General features: G+C 53.8%; 20 protein-coding genes and 1 tRNA gene. 14 read left to right on the top strand and 7 right to left on the bottom strand.

Annotated elements, in window-relative coordinates:
• Positions 1-473: 473 nt before the first annotated feature.
• Positions 474-1496 (bottom strand): tRNA lysidine(34) synthetase TilS, encoded by a 1023-nt coding sequence (gene tilS, locus CKL79_RS19175; RefSeq protein ID WP_121971165.1) that lies wholly within the window; start codon positions 1494-1496, stop codon positions 474-476.
• Positions 1497-1517: 21 nt separating this feature from the next.
• A complete protein-coding gene (locus CKL79_RS19170) occupies positions 1518-3197 on the bottom strand; it encodes a substrate-binding domain-containing protein (protein ID WP_121971164.1) in 1680 nt (559 codons plus the stop codon).
• Between the two features lie 716 nt (positions 3198-3913).
• Here CKL79_RS19170 and minC point away from each other — a divergent pair.
• From minC to CKL79_RS19150, 4 genes are all read left to right on the top strand, one after another.
• Positions 3914-4786 carry a septum site-determining protein MinC gene (gene minC, locus CKL79_RS19165; protein ID WP_170944121.1) on the top strand — a complete coding sequence of 291 codons (873 nt, stop codon included), beginning with the start codon at positions 3914-3916 and terminating at the stop codon, positions 4784-4786.
• The gene (gene minD, locus CKL79_RS19160; protein WP_121971163.1) at positions 4783-5580 is read left to right on the top strand and encodes a septum site-determining protein MinD; all 798 of its coding nucleotides are present in this window, start codon (positions 4783-4785) and stop codon (positions 5578-5580) included. The genes minC and minD overlap by 4 nt, the downstream gene beginning before the upstream one ends.
• Positions 5581-5652: 72 nt before the next feature.
• Positions 5653-6288, top strand: a complete 636-nt coding sequence (gene minE, locus CKL79_RS19155; RefSeq protein WP_240518972.1) for a cell division topological specificity factor MinE — start codon at positions 5653-5655, stop codon at positions 6286-6288.
• 121 nt (positions 6289-6409) lie between these two features.
• Positions 6410-6622, top strand: a complete 213-nt coding sequence (locus CKL79_RS19150) for a chlorophyll a/b-binding protein (protein WP_121971162.1) — start codon at positions 6410-6412, stop codon at positions 6620-6622.
• Positions 6623-6751: 129 nt separating this feature from the next.
• Here the strand turns inward: CKL79_RS19150 and CKL79_RS19145 are convergent, their stop codons facing one another.
• The gene (locus CKL79_RS19145; RefSeq protein WP_121971161.1) at positions 6752-7219 is read right to left on the bottom strand and encodes a hypothetical protein; all 468 of its coding nucleotides are present in this window, start codon (positions 7217-7219) and stop codon (positions 6752-6754) included.
• A gap of 490 nt (positions 7220-7709) precedes the next feature.
• Between CKL79_RS19145 and hetZ the strand changes: the two genes are divergently transcribed.
• The 3 genes from hetZ (at position 7710) to CKL79_RS19130 (ending at position 11658) form a co-directional block, all read left to right on the top strand.
• The gene (gene hetZ / locus CKL79_RS19140; RefSeq protein ID WP_121971160.1) at positions 7710-8813 is read left to right on the top strand and encodes a heterocyst differentiation protein HetZ; all 1104 of its coding nucleotides are present in this window, start codon (positions 7710-7712) and stop codon (positions 8811-8813) included.
• 361 nt (positions 8814-9174) lie between these two features.
• The gene (locus CKL79_RS19135) at positions 9175-9951 is read left to right on the top strand and encodes a hypothetical protein (RefSeq protein WP_141242247.1); all 777 of its coding nucleotides are present in this window, start codon (positions 9175-9177) and stop codon (positions 9949-9951) included.
• Positions 9952-10383: 432 nt separating this feature from the next.
• Positions 10384-11658, top strand: a complete 1275-nt coding sequence (locus CKL79_RS19130; RefSeq protein WP_121971158.1) for an aspartate aminotransferase family protein — start codon at positions 10384-10386, stop codon at positions 11656-11658.
• A 12-nt stretch (positions 11659-11670) separates the two neighbouring features.
• On the opposite strand, the gene recF is transcribed toward CKL79_RS19130, so the two are convergent.
• Positions 11671-12807 (bottom strand): DNA replication/repair protein RecF, encoded by a 1137-nt coding sequence (gene recF / locus CKL79_RS19125; RefSeq protein WP_121971157.1) that lies wholly within the window; start codon positions 12805-12807, stop codon positions 11671-11673.
• A gap of 2 nt (positions 12808-12809) precedes the next feature.
• Entirely contained in the window at positions 12810-12938 is a 129-nt protein-coding gene (locus CKL79_RS24250) for a hypothetical protein (protein ID WP_276300902.1), read from the bottom strand.
• Positions 12939-13002: 64 nt separating this feature from the next.
• Here CKL79_RS24250 and CKL79_RS19115 point away from each other — a divergent pair.
• From CKL79_RS19115 to CKL79_RS19095, 5 genes are all read left to right on the top strand, one after another.
• Positions 13003-13074, top strand: a tRNA-Gln gene (locus tag CKL79_RS19115).
• A 322-nt stretch (positions 13075-13396) separates the two neighbouring features.
• Positions 13397-14314 (top strand): WecB/TagA/CpsF family glycosyltransferase, encoded by a 918-nt coding sequence (locus CKL79_RS19110; RefSeq protein WP_240518971.1) that lies wholly within the window; start codon positions 13397-13399, stop codon positions 14312-14314.
• 39 nt (positions 14315-14353) lie between these two features.
• Positions 14354-14800 (top strand): Npun_F0494 family protein, encoded by a 447-nt coding sequence (locus CKL79_RS19105; RefSeq protein WP_240518970.1) that lies wholly within the window; start codon positions 14354-14356, stop codon positions 14798-14800.
• Positions 14801-14920: 120 nt separating this feature from the next.
• Positions 14921-16405: a cobyric acid synthase CobQ gene (cobQ, locus tag CKL79_RS19100; RefSeq protein WP_121971155.1), complete on the top strand. Its 1485-nt coding sequence runs from the start codon at positions 14921-14923 to the stop codon at positions 16403-16405.
• A gap of 45 nt (positions 16406-16450) precedes the next feature.
• Complete coding sequence (locus CKL79_RS19095; RefSeq protein WP_121971154.1) at positions 16451-17251, top strand: sulfite exporter TauE/SafE family protein; 801 nt, start codon at positions 16451-16453, stop codon at positions 17249-17251.
• Between the two features lie 20 nt (positions 17252-17271).
• On the opposite strand, the gene CKL79_RS19090 is transcribed toward CKL79_RS19095, so the two are convergent.
• Complete coding sequence (locus tag CKL79_RS19090; protein ID WP_121971153.1) at positions 17272-18039, bottom strand: HAD family hydrolase; 768 nt, start codon at positions 18037-18039, stop codon at positions 17272-17274.
• A gap of 241 nt (positions 18040-18280) precedes the next feature.
• Here CKL79_RS19090 and dprA point away from each other — a divergent pair, with 241 nt between their 5' ends.
• Together dprA and CKL79_RS19080 are read left to right on the top strand one after the other, a co-directional pair.
• Positions 18281-19369: a DNA-processing protein DprA gene (gene dprA, locus CKL79_RS19085; RefSeq protein WP_346427070.1), complete on the top strand. Its 1089-nt coding sequence runs from the start codon at positions 18281-18283 to the stop codon at positions 19367-19369.
• A gap of 181 nt (positions 19370-19550) precedes the next feature.
• Positions 19551-20972, top strand: a complete 1422-nt coding sequence (locus CKL79_RS19080) for a 1-acyl-sn-glycerol-3-phosphate acyltransferase (RefSeq protein WP_121971151.1) — start codon at positions 19551-19553, stop codon at positions 20970-20972.
• A 21-nt stretch (positions 20973-20993) separates the two neighbouring features.
• Here the strand turns inward: CKL79_RS19080 and CKL79_RS19075 are convergent, their stop codons facing one another.
• Complete coding sequence (locus CKL79_RS19075) at positions 20994-21653, bottom strand: class I SAM-dependent methyltransferase (RefSeq protein WP_121971150.1); 660 nt, start codon at positions 21651-21653, stop codon at positions 20994-20996.
• Between the last annotated feature and the right edge of the window lie 157 nt (positions 21654-21810).

Genomic DNA, 21810 nt, shown 5'->3' with positions numbered 1-21810 from the left:
CCAACCTACATAGAGGCGGTTTTCGGTGCTGGTGACCCACTGACAAAACTGCTCCCACAGCGACGCGCTTTGGCGTGTCTGTAGTGTAGTAGTCATTTATGAATCCTTAGTTATGTTTTCTAGGTAAAAGGATAAAAGCTGCAAAAAAGTCAGTTCTTACCCAGTGATCGAACATTAACAGAAATAATTACTTTTGTAAAGTTCAAACGCCTCTTTGGTGAGCGATCGCTCGTGAGTATGGGCCCTATTCTGCCGCTGTCTACTCTCTGATCCAGCAACTCTATTCCTCTCATAGAGATACTTTCAGGAGCTTAGCTATCGAAAGAGCTGACTCTAAGTTCACGCACTAACCCTGCATCATTTTTGTAAACTTGCTTCCTCATAATCGCTCATCGTAGGATTTTTCGTTGGACGCAAGACATTGTTGGACGCAAGACATTAGAGACAAGAAGAAGTGATTGCATCAATCAACCTCAATCGGTCGCTGCCGTCATCGGACCTAGCCAAATCAGCGGCTTGCGTACCTGGGCCACAAGGTCACCTGGCAGGGCGCTGGTGCGGCTACCGTTAGGAGCTTGTATCAACTCAGTTAGCTGACTGATTTGTTGAAAGTTCGGAGGAGTAGGCAAGGCTCGCTGTAGCAGTTGGCGCATTACCCGGCGCTGTAAAGCCAGCGGCGCAGCTCTTAGAACTGAGCAGTCAGCTTCCCATTCGTTGCCTTCCCATTCGCCGTGTTTGTGGGTGTTGGCGATCGCTTGAGCATACAAACGGGCAGCCTGCTCTTCCAAATAGCTAATGTCAGCGGCTGCTAGCTCGGCGGTTTGTGACAGGGCTTGCTCTACTTTCGGATTAAAATGCTCACTCAGGTAGGGCAGCAGCTCTTGACGAATGCGATTACGGCGAAAGCGCAAATCTTGATTGCTGCTGTCTTCCCAGACCGGTAGCTGGTGCTGCTGACAAAACTGGCCAGTTTCCTGGCGACGCAAGGCGAGTAGCGGCCTGACTAAGGTGACTAGCGGCTTAGCCGTATCCAACGGTCGGCTCCAGGGCAGTGGGCTGAGGCCATCTGTGCCGGTTCCTCGGATGAGATTGTAGAGAACGGTTTCAGCGCGATCGCTAGCGGTATGCCCCGTCACAACGTGGGTACATTCCCACTTCCTGGCAACGCTGGCAAATGTTTCATAGCGCCACCTTCTCGCTGCGGCTTCGCTGGTTAGAGGGGCAGTGGCCACTGCTAGTTCAGCCGGAACCTGCCAGGCTTTGGCTAGCTGCAAGACGTGAGCAGCATTATCGCCAGCGTCGTTTCGCCAGCGATGGTTGCAGTGAGCGATCGCCAAAGACCAGTCCCATAGAGGCTGCAAGTCCAACAGTAGCTGGGCCAGACAAAGCGAATCCTGCCCGCCTGAAACGGCCATTAATATACGACTGTTTGCAGGCAGCAACTGGCGCTGTCGCAGCAGGGTGTGCAGTTGAGCGTGGGTTAAAGACCAGGCCATAGCGCCTGCACTCTGGTTAGACTATTTCTTCTGGGTCGGATTGCCCTGAGCATCGGTAGCCGTATTCTCCACCTGCTCAGCAGCTTCGTTAATTCGCTGTTTAGCCCGGTCTAGCCAACTGTCAGATTTTCTAGCAAGGCCCGCGCTATCTGCTTCAAAGGGGGCGATCGCAGCCGTTGTGCCGCCCTGACTGTCGGGCGGAATGACACCTCCCGCCGCTGGCACTGCGCCGGCGGGATCGACAGTTTCTAGCTGAGTTGGCATGTCAGTTTGCATATTGGGATGTCCCCAGCCAGCTTCATCGTAATCGCTGAGATTCTCCCCTGTCTCGCTGTTTACATCCTCAGATAGACCCGTCGGAGCGTCGCTAGCTAAGTTTTCTGAGCCTACTGGCTCTACTGCTGTAGCCGCGCCGCTAGCTAGAGGGGCATCAGTCGGGGTATCAGTCACAGAGCCAGGGCTCAGATTGGGACTAGCTTCAGTGCTGGCTAAATAGACGGCCTTCTCTTCGGCTCCTCGCCTGCCCGCTGCCCAAATGAGCAGCGCCAGCCCCGCTAGCGGTAGCAGTGGTAGTAGCCACCACCAGCGATCGCCATCGATCTGATCGTCAGCGTCAGCGCTATCTGCCCCAGTAATGACGATGTTATCTGGATTGCTATCAGTAGTGCCGTCTATCGCAGCATCGCCCTCTTCTACAGGGGTCACATCACTATCATTAGTAGTGTCTGTACCATCTGCGGTCGCTGTCCCAACGGCTGTACCGACTGCCGCTGTCGCGCCCTCTTCAGCTCCATTCACTCGCGGAGCGGTCACCCCTGCATTGCTGAGCGCAGCTTGGCCCGGACTCCCCGTGGCATAGCCTAAGAAAGCCGCCATTGCCGGTGAAGCGCCGCCAGCGTAGACAAAGGAATAGGGTTGAGAAAAGGGGTAGTTCGGATCGCTAGGCAGCGTCTTGTGCAGCTCTAGCGCCTTCAGGTCTGGCTGTCCGGCTAACTGCCCGACGAGCGCGTAGCCAATCCCGTCTGCCCCCAGTTCTTCAACCAGGGCAGCAGTGGAGTCTTCGCTCAGCTGAGTAGCGTTAGCACCGATTTCAAAGGCCGCTGTCTTAAAGACCGGATAGGCTTGCAGCGCCTGGCGAGTTTCACTGGCAGCCGGGCGGTCAATCAGGCGAATCGGCCCAGCGGTGCCGCCGACGCTTGACCAGTCTGCAATTTCTCCTCTGAAGATCTGCGCAAACTGACTGCCGGTCAGCCCTCCCGAAAAGGGGTTGTCTTTACCGACGACGACGGCAATCTTTTCTCGCTGTACCGGCACAGCAAATAAACCCCTGGCTTTTTCCGCATCGGTCAGCGGGCGGCTGATGGCAGCCAGGTCGGCATTGTCGTTGAGCACGTCTTGAATCGCGGCGCTAGTATTTTTGCGAGCGATGGCAACTTGGCTACCTGTGTATTCCTCTTCAAAGCCCTGACGCAGGGCTTCGCTAATTGCGTTCATATTGTCAGAGCCGCTGCTGATACGAATCTCAGTGCCTGCTGGTACGGAATCAGGCACCGGGAAACGCGGGGCCGTTTGGGCGACTGTCATTTGGGCGACGGCAGTTTGAGTCAGGGCAGGTGCTATCAAAGCGGCGACTGACCGTTGAGAGGCGCTAGCAAGAAAGGCTGCGATTGTCAGTGCTACGACCGTTTTACGACTAACCATTGTTGAATAGCACCTCGATGGATGAGACAGCTTTGAAACGCTAAGTCAGGAACTTCAGGGTGGGAGTGTTAGCTCAGACCCTGAAGCTTGGGATCTCAGAATAGTTAAAGGGGGTTGCGCTAGGCAATCAAAAAATCAGCCATTCAAAGTCAGCGAGCTGATGTGAATGATATTGATGCACCTTACACGGTAAGACAGCCTTATTAGATCCTTGAGTGAAATTATTTTTTCTTTAAACGATACTCGCTCTATAGTCTGGCTGGTTCAGGAGGCTCAGTACCTATTCTGTATTGATACTTAGTTTCAGCCTGCGTCAGGCTGATGCCGCGTTAGCGTCTATTTTTTAGAACTGGCTTTTAGAACCGGAAGTATCTTTTCTCACGGTCAGCGCCCAAAAAGCTCTGTATATTTAGTTAAATTAAACATATGGACAAATATTGATAAATCTGCTGCGTTTGACTATGCGCTATTCTCCATAAAGCAATAGTGTTCTAAGATAGCCAGGGCTTATAGCGTGCTCTATTAGCTTCAGAGACTGACTGAAAAAAGTATCAGGGTAAAGTGCTTGTTTCCTCAGAATGAGCGGTGTTAAGCAGCGGGCTAGCTTTTCACCGTCAGCATGAGGGTTTAAGGCTTTGTAGATGTCATCAACTTCAGGTGGGCTCTCAGGTCTATTAGGTTTAGATCAGGACGTTTGGCTTTAAGGGTGTCAGTAAATGGTTTCAGATTCTTCTTCGTCGCAAAGTGGTCAGGCACCCGAGGGGGGTGACTTTAATAACTTTATTTTAGAAATTGAGCCCGAATCTTCGGCTGCCGAAGAGGCTGATGCTGTTCAGACGAAGCCAGAAAGCAATCCCAACTTGCAAGTTCAGTTTAAAAGTGAGCGGGGTCGCCTCATGCTGTTGCTGCCCCCGGCTCCAGAGAAAAGCCGCAATCCCGTTTATTGGGAAGAGCTGAGGCAGCAGTTAAAGCGCCGCATCAGTGGAGGTGAGCGGTTTTTCCAGCCCCACACGCCGGTGCATCTGATCGCGCGCGATCGCCTGCTAGACAGCCAACAGGTTCAGGAAATCGATACGCTCCTGACTGAAGCGCAGCTGCCGCTCAAAAGAATCTATACCAGCCGTCGTCAAACAGCTGTAGCCGCCGCCACTGCTGGCTACTCAGTCGAGCAGCAAACGACCCTCGGCTATCTAGGTCAGGGGCAAGAAGCGTCTCGTCAAGCGATGGATGAGCCGCTTTACATCCAGATCACGCTGCGCTCGGGTGTAGAAGTTCGTCATCGGGGTACTGTGATCGTGCTAGGCGATGCCAACCCCGGTAGCTCGATTGTGGCCGAAGGCGATATTTTTGTGTGGGGGCGTCTGCGCGGGGTGGTTCATGCCGGGGCCGATGGTAACAGAGCGTGCCGTATTATGGCTTTGCATATGCAGCCCACACAGCTGCGAATTGCTGACCAAGTGGCGCGATCGCCCGACGATTCACCTGTGCAGTACCAGCCCGAGGTAGCCTATATTGGCTCCGACGGCATTCGAATTGCAGTCGCATCCGAATTTGATCCAGTCGACCTGACTACCCAAGAAACCCCATGAGCCGCATTATTGTCATGACCTCCGGTAAAGGAGGCGTTGGTAAAACGACCTGTACAGCAAATTTAGGCATGGCTCTCGCCAAAGCCGGGCAGCGGGTTGCTGTTGTCGATGCTGACTTTGGCTTACGCAATCTGGATCTGCTACTGGGTCTAGAAAACCGTATTGTTTACACCGCCTTAGACGTTCTCGCTGGCGAATGCCGGTTAGACCAGGCGCTGGTCAAAGACAAAAGACAGCCTAATTTGGCGCTGCTGCCCGCCGCTCAAAACCGCTCAAAAGAATCCATTCAGCCCGAGCAAATGAAGCGGCTGATCAAAGCCCTGACCAAGGTTTATAACTTCGTCTTGATCGACAGCCCTGCCGGTATTGAGATGGGGTTTCGCAACTCAATTGCGGCGGCTCGCGAAGCCATCATCGTCACCACCCCCGAGATTTCAGCAGTGCGCGATGCTGATCGCGTCATTGGCCTGTTAGAAGCTAACGATATTAAAGCCGTTCGGCTGGTAATCAACCGCCTCAGGCCAGCGATGGTCGCAGCTGAGCAAATGATGTCTGTTAAAGATGTTCAAGGAATTTTGTCGATTCCGCTGCTGGGCGTGATCCCAGATGACGAACAGGTGATAGTCTCGACCAATAAAGGAGAGCCGCTGGTCTTAGATGAGCCTCTATCTCAAGCAGGAATCGCCTTTACCAATGTGTCACAGCGGCTGCAGGGCGAGAAGGTACCGCTAATGGACCTCAGCCTGCAGCCAGAAAATTTCTTTACGCGACTGAAGCGGCTATTTGGAACGTGAGCGTCTGATAACTGATCAACCGACCTTAATCCAACCGACCTTAATGCAGCGACATCCCGGTGATTAATCCCTATGGCAATTCCTATCATCAGCGACCTTCTCGAACGACTCTTCGGCCCAAGTGAAGACATTCACAGCCGAGATGATGTCAAGCGTCGGCTCAAGATCGTCCTAGCTCACGACCGCTTAGCCCTCGATCCCCAGACGCTGGAGATGATGCGTCAGGAGATTATTGCCGTGGTTTCTCGCTACGTAGAAGTTGACTTTGACGCTTTGGAGTTTTACCTGGCCACCAATGACCGGGTGACTGCTCTCACTGCCAATCTACCTATCCGGCGGATCCGCCCGCTCGGCACAGAGCCTGATCAGCCGATTTCAGCCGACGAAGAGGCCACAAACATTGAGTTAGCAACTCAGTCGGACATATTGACGCTAGATGAAGACGAAACCGCAAACCGTCTCGATCAGCCCGGTGCGGACCAGCTCAATGGCCAGCCGGTGCAGGAGCCTCTAGACATTGATCGCTCGGAACTAGAAGAAGATGCAGCGATCGCCCAGGAGCCCTCTGCCACGACCAACAGTGACCTGGACCAAGCAGAAAAACTGGGGTATGAAGCTGCTTCAGAGAAGGGTGACGAGGCGATAGAAGAAGAAGAGCCCACCATGCCAGAAGTGCCAGATATGTCTATTACCGATGCTCCCGTTTAAACGGGAGGTAAGCTCTCAGCTGAGTCAGCCAAGACCGTGATTAGCTAGCTGAGCTGCCAAGCCTCATCCAGATCGGCTATGCTAATATTTACTTATGTTAAGTAAAGTAAAGGCGCTTGTCATGAAAAATCAAACGCAGACCGTCTCCTCGGACTCTAGTGCTGCCTCTGCCGCCCTAGAGAACAAGACCCTCGGAATTAGCCCGACTCGCTACTATCGGCCTGAACCTCGCCTTGGCTTCACCCCTTATGCCGAGCTGTGGAATGGCAGACTGGCAATGGTCGGTTTTATTGTTGCTCTGGCTTTTGAGCTGCTTTCCAACCACGTTCTTTAAAGCGAAATATTCAGCTGAAATAGCTGATTCAGCGACCTTGTCAGTAGGCTGCTGACATCCCGTTTTGCCAATATAAACGGCAGGTTTTAGTACGCTCGCACTCAACTCCTTGCATTGAGCAGCCCCATACTAGGCAATGTTGGGCGGAATTGGCGGTTTCATCTGCTGCGTTAGCTGACTTTGAAAGAGAATCTTGAGATCGGCGCGGCGAACTTCTATGGCCTGATCGCGAGCCTCTGTCTCTAAAAAGATTAGGCTGTCTACCGGTTCGATGGTCGGCAGCTGAAATAAAAGCCGGGCAGTTGGCACCGGTAGCGCCATGATGTCTGGATTGCCTTTAGCGAGTCGATCACCAGCAGCGGCGGCCAAAGACGGATAGGCATAGATGACTCGCTTGGGTTCGGCTGGTCTGTCTTTGTGGGCAATGGTGGTCTGCAGCCACTGCCGACTGGCTGACTGCAATATGTAATATTCTGAATGCTTCAGCTGCCCGGCAATCGTCCGAATCACAGGTGACACGGTAGCGATCGCCTCTCGAAGATCCGCCTCCGGCGGCGCACCCTCGATCAGGGCCTGAAGCTGCTGCTCAATATCCATAAACTAATAGGCAGATGAACTGGGCTGACTAGATGGGCTATGTCGGATGATAAAAAATGGTTAAACTCCTACCTTCCGCAGCTGCCGATAATCAAGCGTTCAGAAGATCTAATCGTAGAAAGTACAAGGATTATACCTGCCAACTTTAATACTTCTATGAATATCAGCTCAGATTGTTCAGAACCTCAGCTGATTTGTCTATCCTCATATCTGGTGCCTACCGACTGATCATCCGAAACTATCTACTATCAATTACGGCTGTGAAGCGTAAAGCTTATCAGGTGCAGGTCTACGCCTCCCTGATGACGGCTAGCGCAGTGGTGGCTGCTTCCATCGCTTTAGCCAGCAGTTTATCTAGGGTGTCAGGTGAGAGAATCTGTCTGTATCTACCTGCCGAGGGCCTGCCTCAAGGGCTATTGCCTCAGAGAGGCAGCAGACAAGGCTTTCTTCTACCAACGGGTCAACCATCAGGGAATAATTATCACCAGTTGTGGAAACGCTTTTTGAACGACTGTTCCAAACACTTAGTCAGGCCACACCCGCCTCAGAGCGCAATTGCCGCGAGGTCGCCAATCGCATTACCCAAGAGGTACAGCGCATTTGCCGCGAGAGCCAGCGCATTCAGGACTCCGGCGATGTGGCTGGCTGGGCTAGCGACCTGGCCTATCACCGACTTAACCAGTGCTTGCGCTACGTCAAGCTAGGGTCGGCCAAAGGCCGTCTAGAGCTGCATAGCAGCCTGAGCGCGATTGTCTATCGCTATATGACGCCGCCTCAGGTACAGTCGAGCTATCAGGCACGGGTTGCCCTGATTGAAGACTTTTTGCAAAATTTTTACGGCGAGAGCATCAATGCCTTTCGCCGTGAAAATGAGGTTGCTCCAGATTACCGGCCTCGCTCCTCTTTAGAGCTAGCCGAGTATATGGCCTTTACTGAACGCTATGCCAAACGCCGCATTCCCCTTTCGAGAGGCCGCAGTCAGCAATTAATCATTCTGCGCACTCAGACTTTCTCTAAGCAGCAGCCACCAGAGACGCTGATCGATATTCAGCAGGCGATTGAAGGCGGAGACTCAGAACAGCCACGGACGTTACCTTTGCAGCGGCTGCGTGAAGAACTGACCATCAGTGAAGATATCAGCGACACGGAGAACACGGTTCGCGAGCGCGTGGTTGAGCAGCTAATGGACTATCTCACCGAGAAAAACCAGCCAGACTGCGCTAACTACTTCAGTTTGCGGCTGATGGATCTGCCGACCAGTGAGATTGAGTCCATTTTAGAAATCACCCCACGCGAGCGCGATTACCTGCAGCAGCGGTTTAAGTATCACCTGCTAAAGTTTTCGTTTGCTCACAACTGGGAGCTAGTGCACGAGTGGCTAGGGGCAGAATTAGGCAAGAACCTCGGCCTCACCCCGCAGCAATGGGAGTACTTGCATACCAAGATCAATCAAACTCAGATCAAGACACTGGATTTGAAGCAGCAGGGACTGAGCGATGCAGAAATATCACATCAGCTAGACCTCACAGCGACTCAGCTACGAAAGCAATGGTCTAAACTGCTAGAGCAGGCCTGGGATATTCGAAATCTGTAACTTTCGTCTAGAAATTTAGTCCGGACTGAGATGTCTCTTCATGAATAATGACTCAGATAATATTCGGAACTTGCTTTTGTGGCTTCTGCAAGATTGCGACCCGACATTTTCTCCACCATCAGGAAATGGGTCTACATCAGAAGCTGACTTAGAGACACCCGTCCCAAAAGCAAGCCTATTCGAAGTCGGGTCTGATGCCACGTCAGTGAAGCCTGCTCACGCTGGGTCTGAGGGAACGCTCTCTCAGCCATCTACATTTTCTAGAGCAAGGCCATCTAAAGCGCCGGGGCATGCCTCGGTCGCTGCGAGAGATTCTGTCTCTCAGACGGCTCAGTCGTTTAACTTCGGAGAGATCCACGCTGTGCAAGAACGTTTTCAATATTTGTTAAAACAACGTCTCCGGTTGGAGTATGAAAGTAAGCCGCCGCTTTTTCCCTGGGAGTCAGAGGTCGGTGAATATCCCGCTGAGATAGCTGACCGTGCGCCGGTTGGCCCCTCATCGCTATGGAGCGATTATGTGAGCACGCTAAAGGTGCCTGGCCTACTGCCAGAAGCGCTGCTAAATAAGCTGTTTGAGCGCTGTCAGGATATGGCTCAAACGCCCATGAAGCAGGGCGTGCGGCTGGTACGGGCGGTAGAAGAGCTATTTCCTGAGCAGCCTGACCTGTTGGAGCCCGTTGCCAATCTGGTACTGGTGCCTGCCTATCGCTCAGACCGCTCTAACCAAGCGGCTGTCATTCAGGAACTGACTAACGTCGCAGGCGGCTATGACTCAGCGCTGCCTGAGCAGCAGATTGCGCTTTCTATGCTGGCTGCTCAAGAGATTCTGGGTGCCTTGACCTTTGCTATTTCCCTGGAGCGACCGCAAGCCGCTAGAAACTGGGTAACATCGCGTGGCGTGCTGACGCTAACGGTGACCTACGCAGCCAACCAGTTAGCGGTAGCTGCTGTATTGCCGGATGGGGGCCAGTTGCGTTTGTGGGATGGCGATGTCGAACAGCGGGCGATGCGATCCGGGCCAGGGGGCTTAGATATTGTCTGGGCTAATCCTGCTCTGGGTAAGACCTATGTCCTGGAAGTTTCTTTAAAGGACGAAGCTAAGCCTTTAAATATGGCTGTTCAGCTAGCTGAACAATAGCGTTTATCTGTCAGCAAGGGGCTTAATCATCTACATTTACGGTCTTTGTCATGCGACCGATCACTATCTGAAAGGCTAGCTCCACGTAAGGGCTAGCCTTATTTATTTGAAGGAGGTACCAGAATATTTTTTGAGCTGGTTGAGCGAGCGATCAAGGCTAGAGAATGTCAGCGATCGCTTACAACTTTTGAGGCAAATCGGCTCTGTGGCTCGGTAATCTAGAAGATATATATCGTTCAAGATATCGTTCAAGCTGGAGCAAACATACGTTTGTACGCTACTTTGGCTGTCATACGTAACGGCTCCAGCGGTTGCTTATGTAGTGAGCAAAGTGGCCAACGCTATACTTACAGCAGCGATACTGGATTTCTTATAATAGACCGACCGTTAGCTGTCTCAGGTCTTGGACACCCTTCCCCTTACTAAATTTTTATGGCCTCTCCAACTCTCATTTCCGATGCCCCTCTCAATGGGGCTAGCGCTGCAACGGCGGATTTTCAGCCGGAAGTCTTTGACCAGCATGTGATGGCGACGTATAGTCGCTTTCCGATCGCGCTAGAGCGAGGCGAAGGGTGCCGGGTTTGGGATGCAAACGGACGTGAGTATTTGGATTTTGTGGCGGGTATTGCGACCTGCTTGCTAGGTCATGCCCATCCGCGGATGGTGGAAGCTGTAACCACGCAGATTAAAAAGCTGCACCATGTTTCTAATCTTTACTATATTCCTGAGCAGGGCGCGCTCGCCCAGTGGCTGACTGAGCACTCCTGCGCTGATCGCGTTTTCTTTTGCAATTCGGGCGCTGAGGCTAACGAAGGGGCGATCAAATTAGCCCGCAAGTACGCTCACACTGAGCTAGGCATAGAATCACCGGTCATCATCACAGCGAACGCTAGTTTTCACGGTAGAACGCTAGCGACGGTAACAGCGACGGGTCAGCCTAAGTATCAGAAGAACTTCGACCCGCTAGTGCCGGGCTTTCACTATGTGCCGTACAACGACATTGAGGCTTTGAAGGCGGCGATCGCTCAGCTCGATGCCGACCAGCGCCAGGTAGCCGCGATTTTGCTAGAGCCGATGCAGGGCGAAGGCGGCGTTTGCCCCGGCAATCCGGTGTACTTTAAGCAGATTCGCCAGCTCTGTGACGAAACAGGGATTTTGCTGATTCTCGATGAGGTGCAGGTCGGCATGGGGCGCACGGGTAACCTGTGGGGCTACGAGACTGTGGGCGTAGAGCCGGATATCTTCACGGCTGCTAAGGGCTTGGGCGGCGGGGTGCCGATTGGCGCTGTTTTGGCTAAGCGTCACTGCGATATCTTTAAAGCCAGCGAGCACGGGACGACCTTTGGTGGCAATCCGTTTGTCTGTGGGGTGGCGCTGCAGGTATGCCAGACGCTAGAAGCGACTGATTTATTGGCGAATGTGCGATCGCGCGGTCAGCAGCTCAGAAAAGGACTCAAGGCGATCACCCAAAAGTACCCGCAGCTCTGTGCAGGCAAACGCGGCTGGGGCCTAATTAATGGTCTGGTGCTGCGAGAAGACACGGACACGGTCGCCTTAGATATCGTTAAAGCAGCGTTAGAAGAGGGGCTGCTAGTCATTCCAGCAGGGCCGAAAGTAGTCCGGCTAGTGCCGCCGCTGATCGTCAGTGCGGCTGAAGTAGATGAGGCGATCGCTCTTCTAGATCGGACGCTGAGCAAGCTTGCATAGATAGGTCGCCGCTCAGATCGAATGGGGGGTCGCCGTCAGCAGGCGGCCCTGATGCACCGTGAGAATCTGGGAGGCCTTTAGCCACTGAGCATCAAAGGCACCCAGATGAGTCGTGGTGATCAGCGTTTGAAAGCGATCTTGAATAGTTTCGAGCAGCTGATTTTGGCGCTTCAGGTCGAGTTCGGCGAGCACATCGTCTAGCAGCAGCAGGGGCGGTTCGCCAATCACCGACTCGATGAGCTCTAGTTCGGCAAGTTTAAGGGCTAATACCAGGGTGCGCTGCTGCCCTTGAGAGCCGTACTGACGGGCTGGGGTTTGGTTGATCACAAACTCAATATCGTCGCGGTGGGGGCCCACTAGCGAGGTGCGCTGATGATATTCGGCGACTGCCCGCGACTGAATTTTTTCGAGAAAGGCTTGCTGGACTGATTCAGGGTCGTCTGCGGCTAGCGGTACATTGGGCTGATAGGCCACCGTCAGGTTTTCGGCGTCGCCGCTAATGGCCCGATGCCAGGACTGGGCCAAAGGCGCTAAGCGCTGGATGACGCGCGATCGGCGGCGGCTAACGCGGGTGCCGGCGGCGGCGAGCTGCGCATCCCAAAGCGCCATCTGGTTGGGATCTGGCAGATCATCAGAGTCTGCTGTCTGCTGCTTGATCAAGGCGTTACGCTGCTTCAGCACCTGATTATACTGCTGCAAGATATAGGCATAGACCGGCTCTAGCTGAGTGAGCAGCGTATCTATCCAGCTACGGCGCTCGCTGGGGCCACCGCGCACCAAATCGAGATCCAGGCTAGAAAACTGCACGGCATTGAGATTGCCCAAAAAGTCTTGCTGACGCTTGAGGGTTTCACCGTTGAGCAGCACTGCGCGGCGACCGCCGTTTCTCAGCACCAGATTGAGTTCGGCTATGCCCAGATCGCGCTTTAGCTGAGCTTTTATATGGCCGGTGGTGGCTCCTTCTTGGACAAGATCGCGATCGCGGCTCGTGCGGTGAGACTTTAGCGTCGCCAGCAGCTCCACTGCCTCCAACAAATTAGACTTGCCCTGAGCATTGTCTCCCAGCAAAATCGTCTTTGACGCCTCAAACGCCACCGACTGACTGTGGTAGTTGCGAAAGTGCTGTAAGTGCAGGTGTTGGAGAAACATATTCACCAGTTTAAGCCAGCAGGCACCGACCCATCGGATTGAGCGATCGCTTTGCTCAGACAGGCAACGCCGTCATTAGTCCGTTCTAGCAGAGCCCAGCGAGAAGGGTAAAAGCCAAAAAATGTCTTCAAAAAATATCCCCCACCCCCTACAGAAAGCGACGCAGCCGATGCTACAATGTTCAAGCAAAAGCGATGGGGTGTCGCCAAGTGGTAAGGCAGCGGGTTTTGGTCTCGCCATTCCTAGGTTCGAATCCTAGCACCCCAGTTAATTGCTTTGGCTAGTTTCGGCTTGGCCGATATATCAGAAAAGATTAAGCGATCTAGGCAGTCTTCAGCACTGCTCAGGTCGCTTTTTTAATGAGCAGCCTGCAACACGGATATAAGGCACTGAGCATTGCTTTATTTACTGGCTAGGAACTTCCGTAAAAATAATGACGTCTTTCTACCTATCCTCAGTAGGATTGCTGCCGCGTTTATCTGTAGGCTTATCCTTCAAGATGTTTTCTTAACCGTGGGTATAGCTTGACGATCCATCCCTGAGATTGCAGTCTTTTTCGTCCAGAAATCCTGAAAATAGCCATCTACATATGAAGCCCCCCCCGTTTGATCCAGCATCGCCACCGGCAGATGCGCCATCTCCTGCGGATGGCGATGCGAGTCATCTTGGTGAAGGCATCAAGCCAGCGAGCAAGGGCTCCCGGACCATGCTCATGGCTGCTCCGCCTGGCTCGAAGAAGCGGTCTCAGACTCAGCGGTCTGCCAAAGTCACTATTTTAGGCATCGATTTTGATAATTTTTCCAAGCAAGAGCTGCTGTCCAGTCTAGAAAAGGGAGTGGTCTTTACCCCCAACGTGGATCACTTAATGAAGCTGCGGCGCGATGATGATTTTGTCTCGGTGTATCAACAGGCAGACTTTAAGATCTGTGACAGTCAAATTTTGATGTATGCCGCCAAGTTTTTAGGTAAACCGCTAAAAGCGAAGCTGTCAGGCGCAGACCTGCTGCCCTGGTTTTGCGACTACCACAAGCATAACGGGCATATCAAGATATTTCTGCTGGGCGGTGCACCAGGTGTGGCGCGGGCGGCGCAGAGCCAGATCAATACTCGCACGGGCAGGGAGATCGTCGTCGGTGAGTATTCGCCGCCTCTGGGCTTTGAAACCCGCCCAGAGGAATGCGCCAAAATCATCACTGCAATCAAAAGCTCACCGGCTAACGTGGTAGCCGTCTGCTTGGGCGCGCCCAAACAGGAAAAGTGGATTGCGGCTTATCAAGGCCAGCTGCCTGATATTAATATTTTCATGGCGGTCGGCGCTGCGATTGACTTTGAGGCGGGCTGTAAACCTAGAGCGCCTCAATATATTAGTGAGCTTGGCTTGGAATGGCTATACCGCCTGCTCAGTGAGCCTAGACGGCTATGGCGTCGATATCTAGTCGAGGGGATACCGTTTATTGGATTAGTGCTGGTAGAAAAGCTTAAGCACCTGCGAACCCGTAAACTATAGACATTAGGCTATAGAGAACTAAGCGGTAGGTCACGCGAGATGAAAATGTCCCAACCCGGCGAGGGTGCCCGCCCAGAAGCTGATGATCGCCCTCGCGCCATGCAGTACTCCGCTGAGGCTATGCGACGAGCGGAGCGAGCGGTGAAGTGCTCACCTTTTTATCTGAAGCTGCTGGCTGAAATGCGATTGACTAGCGTCAGCGTGCCAACCATCGCTGAAGACAGTGGTATGTTAAAAGGCTATACACAGCAGCCACTTTCAGAATTAGCGACCGAAACCGAGCTGCTGTGGCTAACGACCGTCGGCATTTTGCGCCGCGAGGTAGACGGGCAAGGACTGACCGATAGCTTTAGACTGACCCCACTTGGACGACAGATCGTAGAGCGCTGGCAATCTCAGAGCTGTCCGGATCGGCGAGCGAGCCTGGTGGACTATGTAAAAAATACGGTGGCGCGGCGACTTCGCCTGCCTGACTGGCTGGGTTAGCCGCTGACGATTAACCCGTTAGCTGCGGCTGGTATGCTAGTGATCCCACTATATTTTTCCCTCATAGTTGGTCAAGGTTGGGTAATGTGAGGGGGGTATAAACATCGGGGGGAGCAATTGGTGAAATCAATAATGGTCGTGGGGACGACCTCTCACGCGGGAAAATCCATGTTGGTAACCGCTCTCTGCCGCATTTTGAGCCGCAGAGGCTGGCGAGTAGCCCCCTTTAAAGGGCAAAACATGGCGCTGAATTCTTACGTCAGTACAACTGGCGCTGAAATTGGCTACGCGCAGGCGGTGCAGGCTTGGGCGGCGGGCGTGCCACCCCAGGCTGAGATGAATCCGATTTTGCTGAAGCCACAGGGCGACCAGACCTCTCAGGTGATCTTAAAGGGGCGTCCAATCGGTCAAACCACGGCAGAGCGATACTACGAAGATTTTTTTAGTACGGGCTGGCAGGCGATTCAAGAAAGTTTGGCTCGCCTGAGTCAAGAGTTTGATCTGCTGATCTGTGAAGGGGCCGGCAGCCCAGCTGAAATCAACCTGAAGCATCGCGACCTGGCCAATATGCGGATTGCGACCTACCTGGAAGCCCCGACTATCTTGATTGCCGATATTGACCGGGGCGGCGTATTTGCCCATATCGTTGGGACGCTAGAGCTGCTAGAGCCGGAAGAGCGATCGCTGATCAAAGGCATCGTGATCAACAAGTTTCGCGGGCAGCGCTCAATTCTGCAGCCCGGCATTGATTGGCTAGAGGAGCGTACGGGCATTCCTGTCATCGGCGTTATCCCCTGGATTGACGAAGCTTTTCCGGCGGAAGATTCGCTCTCGCTGCTAGAGCGGCCAGCAGTCAAAACCCAGGCTGAAATTACCATAGCGGTGATTCGCCTGCCCCGAATTTCTAACTTTACTGACTTTGACGCGCTAGAGGCTGAGCCTTCTGTCAATGTCAAGTACCTGAGCCCCAAAGACAGCTTGGGCTACCCGGATGCGGTCATTTTACCCGGCACTAAGACCACCATTTCTGACCTGCTGGTGCTACAGCAGACCGGTATGGCCGAAGCGATTTGCAACTACGCCGCCGCTGGGGGCACGGTACTCGGTATCTGTGGCGGCTTCCAGATCATGGGTCAGATGCTGGCCGACCCCGAAGGCTTAGAAGGTCAGGAGGGCCGGTTTGACGGGTTGGGCCTGCTGCCGCTGAGAACGGTGATCACGCAGCAAAAGGTGGCCCGGCAGCGCACGGTTACCTCCAAATATCCGCAGGAGGGGCTGCCGGTCGTGGGTTACGAAATTCATCAGGGCCGCACTCAGCTAGTGATGTCAACCAGTGGCGAGGCGGACAACACGTTTATGGCTATCTTTGATGATCGCAGTCTTGGTATTGTCGATCAGGAGCAGTCTGTGTGGGGGACTTATCTGCACGGCATTTTTGATAACGGCCCCTGGCGGCGAGCGTGGCTCAACCGGCTGCGCCAGCAAAGGGGGTTAAAATCTCTGCCCACGGGTATTGCCAACTATCGTGAGCAGCGCGACAGTATGTTCAACAGCTTGGCAGCTACGATTGAAGAGTATATAGATCTCACGCCGATTCTGTCCTAGCGGGTGGAAGCAGGCTAGTCTATTCATTTCCAAGCAGGTAGCGGTGTGACGCTCAGCGTAGTTATTTTATTGTCGGTGACAGGGCTGATCTCTGGCATATTGGCTGGTTTCTTAGGAATCGGCGGCGGTACGCTGCTGGTGCCAGTGCTGGTGCAGCTAGGTTTTTTGCCGGTACAGGCTACGGCCACTAGCAGTCTGGCAATCTTGGTAACTTCGAGCGCGGGTAGCCTGCAAAACTGGCGGATGGGCTACCGGCATACCAAGCAGATTGTGATGCTGGGTGTGCCTGCACTGGTGACAGCCTTTTTAGGGGCGATGCTGGGCGATCACATTCCCGATTACTGGCTACTCTTTGGCTTTGGCCTGCTGCTGCTAAGCAATCTCTATCTGGTTTCGCTCAAAAAGCAGGTGATCCGGACAGCGCAATTTAGAGAATCGCGAACGGCCTCTGGTCCGGCTATTAACCCGGTGCTGGCACGGCTGATTACCGGTTCGATAGCGGGCTTTATGGCTGGTTTGTTTGGCGTGGGCGGCGGGGTGATTTTGGTGCCGCTGCAGATTTTGTTGCTAGGTGAGAGCATTAAGTCGGCGGTGCGCACTAGCCTGGGCGTGATTGTCATCACCTCGATTGCCGCCTGTTTGGGCCATGCCATCAATCAAAATATCAACCTGACGGCTGGCTTAATTTTGGGTCTAGGCGGGCTGATAGGCGTGCAGTTTAGCACCCGGTTTTTGCCTAAGCTGAGCGATCGCAACGTCACTCAGCTTTTTAAGGCGATGCTGCTTGTGCTCTCTGTCTATATCTTCTGGCAGGCATGGAATCTCTACAGCAATGGCCCGGCTTAGCTCGCTTTAAGCAGCGCAGGTTAAGCGCAGATCTTTCGGGCCAGGGCAATATCAAAGTAGCGAGCATCGCCAACCTGACCAGAAATTACTTTGAAGGGGGCGCTAGGTTCGCCCAGATCGCTAATTACCAGCGCTGCCTGAGAGAAGTCTTGCTGCTGGGTGTAGTCATTTACCGTGATCACCGTTTTCAGCCCAGATTGCACTGCCGAAAGCAGACCATTGTTTGTGTCTTCAAACGCCAGACAGTTCTCAGGCGGCAGCTTGAGATGGGCTAGGGCATATTCAAAAATATCAGGAGCGGGTTTTTTCTGAGGCACCATATCGCCTGCGGCAATCACCTCAAACCAGTCAAGGCTCTCTGCGCCTAGCGTATTTTCTAGCAGGGCTTTGACGTTAGCGGGGGTGGTGGTGGTAGCGATCGCCAACCGCACCCCTTTTTCTCTAGCTTCATTTAGCAGACGCTTTACCCCAGGCCGCAAAGGAATTTTTCCGGCTGCTGCCGCCTGCTCGTAGTAACGGGTTTTAACAGCGTGCAGAGACTTAATAAATTCGTCCAAACTCGCAAACTCCTCAGGCAGCACAAGGTCGGGCTGAGACTGCTGCACAAAAGCTCGCATCCGCTCTTTTCCGCCTGAGACTTCGAGCAGTTCGCCATAGCGCTCCGCCGACCAGTTCCAATCTAGCCCGGCATCGGCAAACGCCTGGTTAAAGGCTGGCCGATGGCCGTCGCGCTCTGTTTCGGCCAGGGTGCCATCTACATCAAAAATCAGTGCCTTTAGCTCAGCCACCGGCTCGCTCCCTTAAGTACTTTCGGGTAAATTTTACCGTCATAAGGTTCCCACGGCGGGGTCGATAGCCATTTGATAGCCATTGGAAAAAGCGTCAGCCAGACGGCACTCTGGGAACCCTGAGACTTAGTGATAGGGGGCAATTGTCTTGAGCAGTGAAAGGGCATATTGGCTGGCGTGGTCGCGCCTTAAAGACGTAGGGCCAGTGACGATCAAGCGGCTGTGGGAGCACTTTGGATCTTTGGCTATAGCCTGGCAAGCATCCGCAGGTGAACTGCTAGCCGTTGACGGCATCGGCTTACTGAGCGCCGAAAAAATTACGGCGCTGCGACTCAAGCTCAATCCCGACTCTCTGCTGGCTCAGCACGAAGCCGCCAATCAGTCGTTTTGGACGCCCGCCGATGCGGACTATCCTGCTCTGCTGTTTGCTATTAATGACCCGCCGCCTGTGCTCTACTATCGCGGTCAGCTGCGGGTCAATTCGCTTGATACTTTAACGGTGGGTATAGTGGGGACGCGATCGCCCTCTCCCTATGGCAAGCGCTGGACGCAACGGCTGAGCCACAAGCTGACCGTTCAGGGGGGCGTGATTGTTTCTGGACTGGCCGCAGGCATAGATACTGAAGCCCATCAGAGCTGCTTAAAGCTCAAGGGACTCACTATCGCAGTGCTAGGAACCGGAACCGATATCGTCTATCCCCATCGCAATCGCGAACTCTATGAGCAAATAGTGGCAACTGGCCTGGTTGTGAGTGAGTACCCCGACGGCACCCCACCCGATAAAACGCACTTTCCCCGGCGCAATCGGATCATTGCCGGACTGAGCCGCGCCCTTTTAGTCACTGAAGCCCCGGCTCGATCCGGCGCACTGATTACGGCTCGCTTAGCTAACGACTATTGCCGTGAGGTCTACGCGCTGCCCTGCGCACTGGATAATCGCCAGGGTGAAGGCTGTCTGCATTTGATCAACCAGGGAGCGCAGATCATCTTGGGCGAGCAAATTCTGATAGAGGCTTTGGCCGCACTTCCGCCAATAGCTGTAGAGCTGTCTGAGCAGTCAGGCGAAATCGACAGTCGCACTGAAGTTACTTTGACCGATTCTTCAACCGATAGCCAGGCCCAGCCCAATGCACCTGAGCGAGCCCTTCTACCCGAGTTATCCTCGCTTTTGTGTCAAGTATTGGAGGCAGTGCCCATTGAACCGGTTGTGCTAGATCAAATCGTGCCGCTGGCGCGAGTGACGACCAGTGAACTGCTGAGCGCACTGCTGCAGCTAGAGCTATTGGGCCTGGTGACTCAACTGCCGGGAATGCAGTATCAGCGGAGCTAGCCAGCGAATCCGGGGGGACGGCCCTAGTATTGAGCAAGGATCAAGGAAAAGCGAGATGGAACCTAGCGTCGATGTCTCTGAGCGAATTATGGGAAAACCGGCAGTCAGCGCCGAAGCAGGGCAATCTGATATAAAGATCTATAGTTCCTATCGCTTCGTCACGGGTTAGCCTGTCTGCCGCATGTCTCCCGATTTTAACCACGCTCAGCCTGCTCTAGAGTTTATTCAACCGTGCTATAGCCCCTGGCTGAGACGGGCTATGCAGCCGCTGATGCCGGTGTGGACGGCCTGGCAAACTAACGTAGCTGAGATTGAGACGCGCCAGGTGGAGGCGTTGGCGACGCTATACCGCGACTTTAAGGCCGGGAAGACGCGGTTTTTAATTGCGTTTCGCCATCCTAGCCCGACCGATCCATATGTGCTCAGTCATGTACTCTGGCAAGATTTGCCGCAAACCGCCAGGGCGATGGGCTTTGACCTGGGAACCACGCATACTCACTTTATCTATGACCGGGGCATTCCGCTGTGGGCGGGAAGCTATCTGAGCTGGGTGTTTTCGCACTTGGGCGGCGTGCCGATTCAGCGCGGCAAGCTGGACATTTTGGCGCTAAAGACCGCTCGCAGCCTGTTTGTAGACGGACAGTTTCCGCTGGCAGCAGCACCAGAAGGGGGAAACAATGGCCACAATGAAATTGTCAGCCCGCTGGAACCGGGGATGGCTCAGATGGCCTTTTGGTGTGCGGAAGACTTGCAGACGCAGGGCCGGGCTGAATCGGTGGTGATTTTGCCAGTCGGCATTCAGTATCGCTATCTGGCTCCACCCTGGGAACGGCTAAGTGAGCTGATTGCTCAGCTAGAAGCTGACACTGGGCTGGGCCTACCGACGAAAGCAGAGAGGGAATCGCTGCCGCCGCTTTTTGAGAGCGATCATCCCCCTCTTTCCTCAAACATTTCATCCTCAAGCGACCCGGCTGAACTCTACGGTCGCCTCTATCGCCTCGCTGAGCATTTGCTGACGCTGATGGAAGGCTATTACCGCGAATTTTACGGTGTAGAGTTTGACGCCTCTGAGGGGGAGACAGAACCCAATGCTCAGTTGGCTGAACGGCTGCAAAATCTGATGGACAAAGCCCTCCGAGTTGCAGAAGACTATTTTGACCTGCGGCCCAAGGGTAGCATCATCGACCGCTGCCGCCGGTTAGAGCAAGCCGGATGGAATCGGATCTTTCGCGCTGATGCCAACAGCCTTTCGCCAGTGGCGCGGGGGCTAGCCGACCGGGTGGCCGAAGAAGCAGATTTGCGGATGTGGCATATGCGTCTGATGGAGAGCTTCGTTGCAGTCACCGGGCACTATGTGAAAGATCATCCCAGCGCTGATCGCTTTGCCGAAACCACGCTACTGCTGCGCGATATGGTCAACCGGATCAAAGGAAAACCGATAGACCGTTCGCCGCTCGGCCCGCAAAAGGCGATTGTCACCGTCGGTCAGCCCATCGCGGTCGATCAGCGACTCGCCGACTACAGGAGCAAGCGTAAAAGGGCGATCGCCACCCTCACTCAAGACTTGCAAGCCGAGATGGCCGCTTTGATCCTGACGGATTAGAAGTCTGTCAATCTAATTCTGTCAATCTGCTAGGGGCTCCATGCGCTCAGCAATCACCGCGTAAAACGGGTCGCCGCCGCCCATTCCCATCATCTGTAAAATAGCGGGAACCTCTGATGTCTTGGCAACGGTCTCAATATTGCCAAAGCCAGGCACCGCTTCAAAATAGCGCTTAGCTAGCGTCATCCGGCCTGCTTCGCTGCTGTCTCGCCAGGCGGCGATCGCCTTCTGATAAAACATCCGATTAGAAAAGCTAAAAATCGCAATGCCGCCGGGCTTGAGCACCCGATAGACCTCAGCAAAAATCTGCTCAGGATACTGAACATATTGAATAGAGACCGTATTGATCACCGCGTCAAAAGAGCCGCCCTCTAAAGGCAAGGTCTGGTTTTGGTTGAGGTTCTGCACGAAGGAATGGTCGAGCTGCGGGTTGCGAGCTAGCTCTTCGGCGTTGAGGCCGTGACCTTCGACATGGGCGTAAGCGATGTCAGTCGGCAGGTGCGAAACCCAGCTGCTCATCATGTCAAAGACGCGGCTGCCGGGCGGAATGCGATCGCGATAGAGCTGCGTAAGCTGAGCAATAAACCCTTCGTCTACGTGAGTAACAAAGCGCGGTGAATCGTAAAAGAGCGTATCATCAGACGGATCGAGCTTGGCTCTTTGATTGTTTTCTAGCAGCATGGAAGGGTAGTTGAGTTGGTTCCTTTACTCAGTGTAAAGAAATATGGAGAAAGATCATGCTTGACTACTCCCCGCTCTGAAGAGACGGGGATTCCCCGGTTACCCAGAGAGTTTCCTGTTTCATAGCAGTTGCCTTCAAAGCTAATGCTTATCGGGT

Source organism: Leptolyngbya sp. BC1307, from assembly GCF_002286735.1.
In the GTDB taxonomy this organism is placed as follows: domain Bacteria; phylum Cyanobacteriota; class Cyanobacteriia; order Phormidesmidales; family Phormidesmidaceae; genus Phormidesmis.
This window is presented reverse-complemented; position numbering and strand designations above follow the sequence as displayed.

Coding starts and splice junctions, on each gene's coding strand:
- tilS (WP_121971165.1), bottom strand. CDS start 1,496: ATGGCCTGGTCTTTAACCCACGCTCAACTGCACACCCTGCTGCGACAG.
- CKL79_RS19170 (WP_121971164.1), bottom strand. CDS start 3,197: ATGGTTAGTCGTAAAACGGTCGTAGCACTGACAATCGCAGCCTTTCTT.
- minC (WP_170944121.1), top strand. CDS start 3,914: ATGGTTTCAGATTCTTCTTCGTCGCAAAGTGGTCAGGCACCCGAGGGG.
- minD (WP_121971163.1), top strand. CDS start 4,783: ATGAGCCGCATTATTGTCATGACCTCCGGTAAAGGAGGCGTTGGTAAA.
- minE (WP_240518972.1), top strand. CDS start 5,653: ATGGCAATTCCTATCATCAGCGACCTTCTCGAACGACTCTTCGGCCCA.
- CKL79_RS19150 (WP_121971162.1), top strand. CDS start 6,410: ATGAAAAATCAAACGCAGACCGTCTCCTCGGACTCTAGTGCTGCCTCT.
- CKL79_RS19145 (WP_121971161.1), bottom strand. CDS start 7,219: ATGGATATTGAGCAGCAGCTTCAGGCCCTGATCGAGGGTGCGCCGCCG.
- CKL79_RS19130 (WP_121971158.1), top strand. CDS start 10,384: ATGGCCTCTCCAACTCTCATTTCCGATGCCCCTCTCAATGGGGCTAGC.
- recF (WP_121971157.1), bottom strand. CDS start 12,807: ATGTTTCTCCAACACCTGCACTTACAGCACTTTCGCAACTACCACAGT.
- CKL79_RS19110 (WP_240518971.1), top strand. CDS start 13,397: ATGAAGCCCCCCCCGTTTGATCCAGCATCGCCACCGGCAGATGCGCCA.
- CKL79_RS19105 (WP_240518970.1), top strand. CDS start 14,354: ATGAAAATGTCCCAACCCGGCGAGGGTGCCCGCCCAGAAGCTGATGAT.
- CKL79_RS19080 (WP_121971151.1), top strand. CDS start 19,551: ATGTCTCCCGATTTTAACCACGCTCAGCCTGCTCTAGAGTTTATTCAA.
- CKL79_RS19075 (WP_121971150.1), bottom strand. CDS start 21,653: ATGCTGCTAGAAAACAATCAAAGAGCCAAGCTCGATCCGTCTGATGAT.